At 74.5% G+C, this 7,920-nt stretch carries 4 protein-coding genes and 3 pseudogenes; 5 read left to right on the top strand and 2 right to left on the bottom strand.

Going from position 1 to position 7,920, the window contains the following annotated elements:
- A pseudogene (locus tag CCN51_RS44230) lies at positions 1 to 282 on the top strand (SWF or SNF family helicase); the annotation flags it as partial.
- A gap of 812 nt (positions 283 to 1,094) precedes the next feature.
- Positions 1,095 to 2,054: pseudogene (locus tag CCN51_RS44225) on the top strand (pectinesterase family protein); the annotation flags it as partial.
- 150 nt (positions 2,055 to 2,204) lie between these two features.
- On the opposite strand, the gene xylA reads toward CCN51_RS44225, so the two are convergent.
- The gene (gene xylA, locus CCN51_RS44220; protein ID WP_014174309.1) at positions 2,205 to 3,377 is read right to left on the bottom strand and encodes a xylose isomerase; all 1,173 of its coding nucleotides are present in this window, start codon (positions 3,375 to 3,377) and stop codon (positions 2,205 to 2,207) included.
- Between the two features lie 168 nt (positions 3,378 to 3,545).
- Between xylA and xylB the strand changes: the two genes are divergently transcribed.
- Both xylB and CCN51_RS44210 read left to right on the top strand, forming a co-directional pair.
- On the top strand, positions 3,546 to 5,009 hold the full coding sequence (gene xylB, locus CCN51_RS44215; protein WP_043486271.1) for a xylulokinase: 1,464 nt from the start codon (positions 3,546 to 3,548) through the stop codon (positions 5,007 to 5,009).
- 111 nt (positions 5,010 to 5,120) lie between these two features.
- Positions 5,121 to 6,317 carry an ROK family transcriptional regulator gene (locus CCN51_RS44210; protein WP_078610867.1) on the top strand — a complete coding sequence of 399 codons (1,197 nt, stop codon included), beginning with the start codon at positions 5,121 to 5,123 and terminating at the stop codon, positions 6,315 to 6,317.
- Between the two features lie 160 nt (positions 6,318 to 6,477).
- Here the strand turns inward: CCN51_RS44210 and CCN51_RS44205 are convergent, their stop codons facing one another.
- Positions 6,478 to 7,338 (bottom strand): phosphatidylinositol-specific phospholipase C/glycerophosphodiester phosphodiesterase family protein, encoded by an 861-nt coding sequence (locus CCN51_RS44205; RefSeq protein ID WP_014174312.1) that lies wholly within the window; start codon positions 7,336 to 7,338, stop codon positions 6,478 to 6,480.
- Positions 7,339 to 7,607: 269 nt separating this feature from the next.
- On the opposite strand from CCN51_RS44205, the pseudogene CCN51_RS56735 reads away from it, so the two are divergent.
- Positions 7,608 to 7,920: pseudogene (locus CCN51_RS56735) on the top strand (phosphodiester glycosidase family protein); the annotation flags it as partial.

The raw sequence follows: 7,920 nt of genomic DNA, 5'->3' as shown, positions 1-7,920 counted from the left end.
GCGCGGGCCCGCGCCTCGCTCGCCGCTGCCTGGGAGGGAGAGGAGCGGGCGCCGCGGCTGCGGGCGGCGGGCCACCGCTGGACGGTGGTCGGCACGGACGTGCAGCTGCGCTACGGCCGGGACGGGCGCTGGTGGCCGTACCGCAAGGAGCGCGGCCGCTGGTGGCCGGCCGGGCCCTCGAACCACGACCCGGCGGCGGCGCTGGCGACCCTGGACGCGGTGCCTGTGCCCGGGGCGCCGGGGGTGGCGGCAGCGGCGGAGAGTTCGGGGGGCACGAGCTGACGGTGGAGCGTGGGCGGCGGTCGCTTCCCCCGGGAGGGGGCAGCGACCGCCGCCGAACGGGACGCTCCGACCCGGGCGCCGCTGCGAGGCGCCCTACGGCTGCCGGCCCAGTACAGCGCCGCGCCCTGCGCGACGCGGTGCGCGCCGAGCCGTCGACCGCCCGCGGCGGCCAAAGGACAGCGCGACGGCGCGGCGGGGCCCGCCGCCCAGCCACGCCGCGGTGTACTGGCCGCCGCCGTCTCCGGGCGGCGCCCACTGCTCGGCGGGGTGCGCCTGAGCGTCGGTGCCGCGAAGGGTGGGCGAGGGGCGGCGGGCTGCGGCACACTCACCAGGTGAGCCGAGCACGCCGTGGCGGAGCCATCGGCGACCGGCAGCAACCGGCGCTGTGAGGGCCGGCGTTGGCAGAGGGGCCCCTGCCCACCGCCGACCACCGCCGAAGACGGCCACGGAGCCGCGTCGCGGCGGGCGGGCCGCGACCTCGCCGCGCGGCGGCGCGCCGGCCACCGCCGACCGGAGTCGCCTCCCGGCCGAAGGCCGCGGGCACCCCGTCAGGCGGTAGCCGGGCGTGCCCCGACTCCGCAGACCGCGCGAAGACAGCCCCGGGCCCCGACCGGCCGAGCCCGCCCGGCAACCTTTCCGTCCCGCGCGGCAACCGCAGGGCATCAGCATGTCCGGCACGTCTCCACGGGACGGAGTCACCCCCCATGTCCACAACGGACCGGCGCCCCCGGCGGCGCCTCACTGGACCGCTCGTCAGCGCCCCTCTCGCCCTGGCCACAGGTGCCGTGCTGGTCGCCGCAGGCGCACCGGCGGCGCAGGCCGAGGCCGCGGCGACGATCGTCGTCGCGAAGGACGGCAGCGGCAACTACACCACCGTGCAGGCCGCGGTCGACGCGGTGCCGGCGAACAACACCTCCGCCGTCACCATCTCCGTCAAGCCCGGCACGTACCGCGAGACCGTGAAGATCCCCAGCAACAAGCCGCACGTCCGGCTGGTGGGCGCCACCAGCAGCAAGAACGACGTGACCATCGTCTACAACAACGCCTCGGGCACCCCCAAGCCCGGCGGCGGGACCTACGGCACCAGCGGCAGCGCGACGTTCGCCGTCGAGGCAGACGACTTCCAGGCCCGCAATCTGCAGTTCGTCAACGACTTCAACGAGGCGAACACCAGCATCACCGACAAGCAGGCGGTGGCGCTGCGCACCGCGGGCGACAAGATCGTCCTGGACAACATCGGGGCCCTGGGCGACCAGGACACCCTGCTGCTGGACTCGGCAAGCAAGGACAAGGTCGGCCGGGTGTACGTCAACAACGCCTGGATCCAGGGCAATGTCGACTTCATCTTCGGCCGCGCCTCCGCCGTGATCACCAAGTCCACGATACGGCTGGTCAAGCGGTACGACGGCAGCTCGGCCGGGTACGTGGCCGCGCCCTCGACCGCGGCCGGCAAACACGGCTTCCTGATCATCAACAGCAACGTCACCGGCGATGTCAGCGACCGCAGCCACTACCTCGGCCGCCCCTGGCACGCGGGCGGCGACGCGAGCCTGGATCCGCAGGCCATCGTCCGCAACACCTCCCTGAGCGCCGCGGTCCGGACCACCCCGTGGACCGATATGAGCGGCTTCTCCTGGAAGGACGACCGGTTCGCCGAGTACAAGAACACCGGGGCGGGTTCGGGGTCGGCGAGCACCGACCGTCCTCAGCTCAGCGACTCCCAGGCCGCGGACTACGAGATCGCGGACTGGCTGGGCGACTGGACGCCCTGACGGCTCCGGTCCCCCGGAACCCGGCCGCCGGTCCCGTCGGGGGGCTGGATCGGCGGCCGGCCCACGTCCGTACCAACGGCGGCCGACCCTCGTCCCTACCGCCGGCGGCCGGCCCACGCTTACGTCACGCGGGCCGGCCGCCGCCCGTGGTCAGCCGCGGGCGCCCAGCAGGTGGTCCATCGCCAGCTGGTCCAGGCGTTCGAAGGCCATGCCGCGCTCCGCCGCGGCCGTGACGTCGAACTCCTCGAAGGCGGCGCGGTCCGCGAGCAGACCGGCCAGGGTCTCCTCCTCGCCGAGCGTCGGGAGCGCAAGTTCGTCCAGGCGCGAGGCGCGCAGCGCCTCCTGAACCTCCGGGTCGGCGCGGAAGGCGGCGGCCCGCTCCTTGAGGATGAGGTAGTTGCGCATGCACCCGGCAGCGGACGCCCAGACGCCCGCGATGTCCTCGGTGCGCGGCGGCTTGAAGTCGAAGTGGCGCGGGCCCTGGTAGCCGGCCGTCTCCAGGAGGTCGACGAGCCAGAAGGCGGCCCGCAGATCGCCCGCCCCGAAGCGCAGGTCCTGGTCGTACTTGATGCCGGACTGCCCGTTGAGGTCGATGTGGAAGAGCTTGTCCGCCCACAGCGCCTGGGCGATGCCGTGCGGGAAGTTCAGCCCGGCCATCTGCTCGTGGCCGACCTCGGGGTTGACGCCGAACAGCTCGGGCCGCTCCAGCCGCTCGATGAAGGCGAGGGCGTGGCCGACGGTCGGCAGGAGGATGTCGCCGCGCGGCTCGTTGGGCTTGGGCTCGATGGCGAACCGCAGGTCGTAGCCCTGCTCGGTGACATAGGCGGCGAGCAGGTCGAAGGCCTCCTTCATCCGGTCGAGCGCGGCGCGTACGTCCTTGGCGGCGCCGGACTCGGCGCCCTCGCGCCCGCCCCAGGCCACATAGGTCTTGGCGCCCAGCTCGACGGCGAGGTCGATGTTGCGGATGGTCTTGCGCAGCGCATAGCGGCGCACATCCCGGTCGTTGGCGGTGAACGCGCCGTCCTTGAAGACCGGGTGGGTGAAGAGGTTGGTGGTGGCCATGGGCACGGTCATGCCCGTGGCGTCCAGGGCCTCCCGGAAGCGCTTGATGTGTGACTCGCGCTCGGTCTCGGAGGCGCCGAAGGGGATCAGGTCGTCGTCGTGGAACGTTACGCCGTACGCGCCGAGCTCGGCGAGCCGCGTCACGGACTCGACGGGGTCGAGCGCCGGGCGGGTGGCGTCCCCGAAGGGATCCCTGCCCTGCCAGCCGACCGTCCACAGACCGAAGGTGAACTTGTCCTCGGGGGTGGGGTTGTAGCTCATGGCGGCTCCCTCGCCTATTTCGTCATGGCACTTTACAAATTAGTATGCACGAGCATTCCGGGGAAGCCCCGCTCAGCCGGACACTGGTCAGCCGGAGATTGGTCGGCCCCACACCGACCAGCCTCACACCTGACCAGCCGTACACAGAAACGTGAAAGGGAGAGCGCGATGGCAGCAGCAGCCGTGCCCGTGCCCGAGGGACCGCTGGTGGTCGGCGTGGACAGCTCCACGCAGTCCACGAAGGCGCTGGTCGTCGACGCCGCGACCGGCCAGATCGTCGCGCGCGGCCAGGCGCCGCACACCGTCGGCGGCGGGGCGGGGGGTGACGGCAAGGAGAGCGACCCCGAGCAGTGGTGGCGGGCGCTGGCCGAAGCGCTCGGCCAGTGCGGGGCGCACGCCCGGCAGGCGGCCGCGATCTCGGTCGGCGGCCAGCAGCACGGCCTGGTCACGCTGGACGCCGCGGGGCGCCCGGTGCGCCCGGCGCTGCTGTGGAACGACGTGCGGTCGGCCCCGCAGCGCGACCGCCTGGTCGAGGAGCTGGGCGGGCCGGCAGCGTGGGCGGAGCGGGTCGGCAGCGTGCCCGCGCCCGCCTTCACCGTCACCAAGTGGGCCTGGCTGAAGGAGACCGAACCCGAGGCCGCGCGGGCCACCGCCGCCGTCCGGCTCCCCCACGACTACCTCACCGAACGGCTCACCGGCCAGGGCACGACCGACCGCGGCGACGCCTCCGGCACCGGCTGGTGGGCGTCGGCGAGCGAGTCGTACGACGGGGACATCCTGGAGCGTGTCGGCCTCTCCCCCGACCTGCTGCCGCGCGTGCTGCGGCACGGCGAGGCGGCCGGGACCGTACGGCACCTCCCGGACCTGCCGCTGCCCGACGGCGCCCTGGTGGCCACCGGCACGGGCGACAACATGGCGGCGGCGCTCGGCCTCGGGCTGCGGCCCGGGCAGCCCGTGTTGAGCCTGGGCACCTCCGGCACCGTCTACGCCGTCTCGGCGCGCCGCCCCGCCGACCCCACCGGGGTGGTCGCCGGGTTCGCGGACGCGCGCGACGCCTGGCTGCCGCTGGCCTGCACGCTCAACTGCACGCTGGCCGTGGACCGGATCGCCGCTCTGCTCGGCCGCGAGCGCGAGGCGGTGGAGCAGGGCGGCTCGGCCGTTCTGCTGCCGTTCCTCGACGGCGAGCGCACCCCCGACCTGCCGCTGGCCTCCGGTCTGCTGTACGGGCTGCGCCACGACACGACGCCGGGTCAGCTGCTCCAGGCCGCCTACGACGGGGCCGTGTTCGCGCTGCTCACCGCGCTCGACCGGGTCCTGGACGCGGACGCCGCGCCCGACGCTCCGCTGCTGCTCATCGGCGGCGGCGCCAAGGGCGCGGCGTGGCGCGAGACGGTGCGCCGCCTCAGCGGCCGGCCCGTCCAGGTGCCCCGGGCCGAGGAGCTGGTAGCGCTCGGCGCCGCCGCCCAGGCCGCGGGCCTGCTGCTGGGCGAGGACCCGGCGGCGGTGGCCCGGCGCTGGAAGACGGCGGAGGGGCCCTCGTACGAGCCGGTGAAGCGCGACGAGGTGGCGCTGGAGCGGCTGGGCGGGGTCCTGTCCGATGCCGACGCGTTGCTGCGCGGCTCCACGCCGTAAGGTCGGAGCCGGGCCACGGAGGTACGGCGCGGGGTCCAGGACCGCCAGGACCAACGGCACAGACAGGAGAACCGTCAGGTGGCAGCGCCACTGCCCAACACTCAGCAGGCGATGCGCAGACGCAACCTCTCCCTCGTGCTGCACGCCGTGGCCGCGCACGGCCCGCTGTCCCGCGCCGCCGTCGCGGCCCGGATCGGGCTGACCCGGGCCGCCGTCTCGACCCTCGTCGACGAGCTGGCCCGGGACGGGCTGCTGGTGGAGCTCGGGCCGTCCCGGCCGGGTACGGTCGGCCGTCCCGGCAGCGCGCTGCAGCTCAACGAGCGCGGACCGGCCGGCCTTGGCGCGGAGATAGGCGTGGACCACCTGGCGGTGTGCGCGATGGACCTCGGCAGGCGGGTGCGGGTACGGGCCCAGGTCGAGTCGGCGAACCGGGACGGCGCGCCGGGTCCCGTGCTCGGGCGACTCGCCGAGCTCGTACGGCGTGTCGCGGCGGAGGCGGAGGGCGAGGGGCTGCGGCCGGTGGGGCTCGCGGTGGCGGTGCCGGGGCTGGTGGCGCGCGAGTCCTGCGTCGTGGTGCGGGCGCCGAACCTCGGCTGGGAGGGCGTGGATGTGGGCCCCGCGCTGCGCGAGGCGCTGCCTGGCCTGCCCCTGACCGTCGACAACGAGGCCAATTTGGGCGCGCTCGCGGAGCTGTGGCTCGGCGGGCACGACCCCGCGCCGCGTGACTTCGTGCATGTCTCGGCCGAGATCGGTATCGGTGCGGCCGTGGTGATCGACGGGCGGCTGCTGCGCGGGACGCATGGATTCGCGGGCGAACTGGGCCATGTGCCGGTGCGGCCCGAGGGCCCCGAGTGCGTATGCGGCGGGCGCGGCTGTCTGGAGCAGTACGCGGGCGAGGAGGCCGTGCTGCGTGCCGGGGGCATCCCTGCGGAGCAGGCCGCCGACGGGCACCGGGCCCCCGGGAGCCGGATCGCCCTGCTGGCCCGGCGCGCGGCGGACGGCGACCAGAAGGTGCGGCGCGCGCTGCGCGGCGCGGGTGCGGCGCTGGGCATCGCCCTGGCGGGCACGGTGAACCTGCTCGACCCGCAGAAGGTGGTGCTGGGCGGGGCGCTCACCCCGCTGGCGCCCTGGCTGCTGCCCGCCCTGGAGCGGGAGCTGGCGCAGCGGCTCACGGATCCGGCCCGGCCGGGCCAGGACGTGGTCACCGTCTCCCGGCTGGGCTCCGACGGCCCGGTGCTGGGCGCGGCGGGCTCGGTGGTGCAAGGGGTCCTGGACGACCCGGCGGCGCTGAGGGAGGACGGCGCGTAAGGCGTCGAGGGGGAACCCTGTGGCCCGGCTGAGCCCTGCGGCCCGGCTGCTTCGGCGTGTCGTGAGTGCTGTCGCCCGACTGGCCGACACGCGCCTCCCTCGGAGGCGCGTGTGGTGATCATACGATCTGCCAGTGACTGCCGTGAGTCCGCGGGGCGGGTCAGTGAGCGCCGCGCAGGAAGTTCTCCAGGCCCGCCAGGTCGTCGGTGTTGATGTAGTCGACGTCGGCGGCCAGGAGTTCGCGCCACAGCGCCTCGCGCTCCGCGCCCGCCACGTCGGGGGTGGCCCAGAAGCGGACGCGCTGGCCGTCGGCGTGCGCGGAGCCCACGATCTGGCGCAGCTTCTCGCGCTCGGCCGACGGCATCTGACCGGCGCCCAGCCAGCTGAAGCTCTGCGTCCAGTTGCTGCTGATGAGCGGGATGAAGGAGGCGGGCACACCGCTGCCCAGGTCCTCCAGACGCCCGTCGTAGAAGGCGCGGCGCACCCGCTCGGCCTCCATGGGGGCCCGCGCGCCACGGTCGCCCGAGATGACCGCGGTCACCGCGGAGCGGCGCACCCGGCCGCCGACGCCGCCGTGGGCGGTGGACAGCATCGAGTGATAGGGGCGCAGGCGCTTGGCGAGTTCGAGGTAGGTGGGCTCGCCCGCGGTCTTGATGTCGATGAGCAGCTGCAGGGTCAGGTCGTGGCCGCGGTAGACCCGGCCGCCGTTCTGCTTGACGCGCCGCGCCAGCGGGTCGAGGTAGAGCGACTCCAGGGTGCGGGTGGGGTCGAGGTCCTCCGCGTCATGAGCGACCAGCAACTGGCCGTCCACCAGCCAGATGTCGGCCTCGACGCTCCCGAAGCCGTGGGAGAGCGCGTCGGTGAGCGGGTGCGGGTGTTCGTAGTCGTTGTGGGCGTGGGCTCTGGCCAGCGGCGGCTTGCCCCTGCCGGAGCCCGAACTCGCGTATGCGGGGGCGGCTATCCCGCCCGCCACAGCTGCTCCGAGGGTGACGACAAAGGCACGGCGCGTACGGCGGACCATGGGGGCCTCCCGGCTCTTGCCCCGGCTCGGGGCCGGGGTTGCACGACGGACGCCAGTGAGTATCCGGGCGGCGTGGGCCGGTTGGGCAGAGGCGTGCGAAGAGTTCCGCGGGTGGTCTCCAGCCATTTCCGTACCGTTCCCGCGGCACGCGCGGCGCACCCCGAAGCGGGCGCCCTGGTCCGGTGGTTGACGGGAGGTGCGCCGTGTCGGTGAGGAGACGCGCGAGAACCAAGAAGAAGCGCACGGGAACCAGGAGGACGTGCGCGGCGGTGGCGGTCGTCGTCGCCTGGGGTGTACTGGCCGGCGCGGGCCCGGCCGGGGCGGGTTCCGTGCCCACCCTCCACGCCGCGCCGCGGTATCTGGAGCACACCACCCTGGCGCCCGGTGTGGAGTACCGCCAGTTCACGCTGGCCACCTCGCACGGCACGGCGCTGGGCCATCTGCTCACCGTCGATCTGCGGCAGCCTGGGGTCTCGCTCGACCTGCTCCACCCCGACGCGGTCGCCTCGCGCGCCCGGGTCTCCACGATGGCCGCCGAGCGCTCCGCGGTCGCCGCCGTGAACGGCGACTTCTTCGACATCA

This window comes from Streptomyces milbemycinicus (assembly GCF_002154605.1).
Lineage (GTDB): Bacteria > Actinomycetota > Actinomycetes > Streptomycetales > Streptomycetaceae > Streptomyces > Streptomyces milbemycinicus.
This window is presented reverse-complemented; position numbering and strand designations above follow the sequence as displayed.

Coding starts and splice junctions, on each gene's coding strand:
- xylA (WP_014174309.1), bottom strand. CDS start 3,377: ATGAGCTACAACCCCACCCCCGAGGACAAGTTCACCTTCGGTCTGTGG.
- xylB (WP_043486271.1), top strand. CDS start 3,546: ATGGCAGCAGCAGCCGTGCCCGTGCCCGAGGGACCGCTGGTGGTCGGC.
- CCN51_RS44210 (WP_078610867.1), top strand. CDS start 5,121: ATGCGCAGACGCAACCTCTCCCTCGTGCTGCACGCCGTGGCCGCGCAC.
- CCN51_RS44205 (WP_014174312.1), bottom strand. CDS start 7,338: ATGGTCCGCCGTACGCGCCGTGCCTTTGTCGTCACCCTCGGAGCAGCT.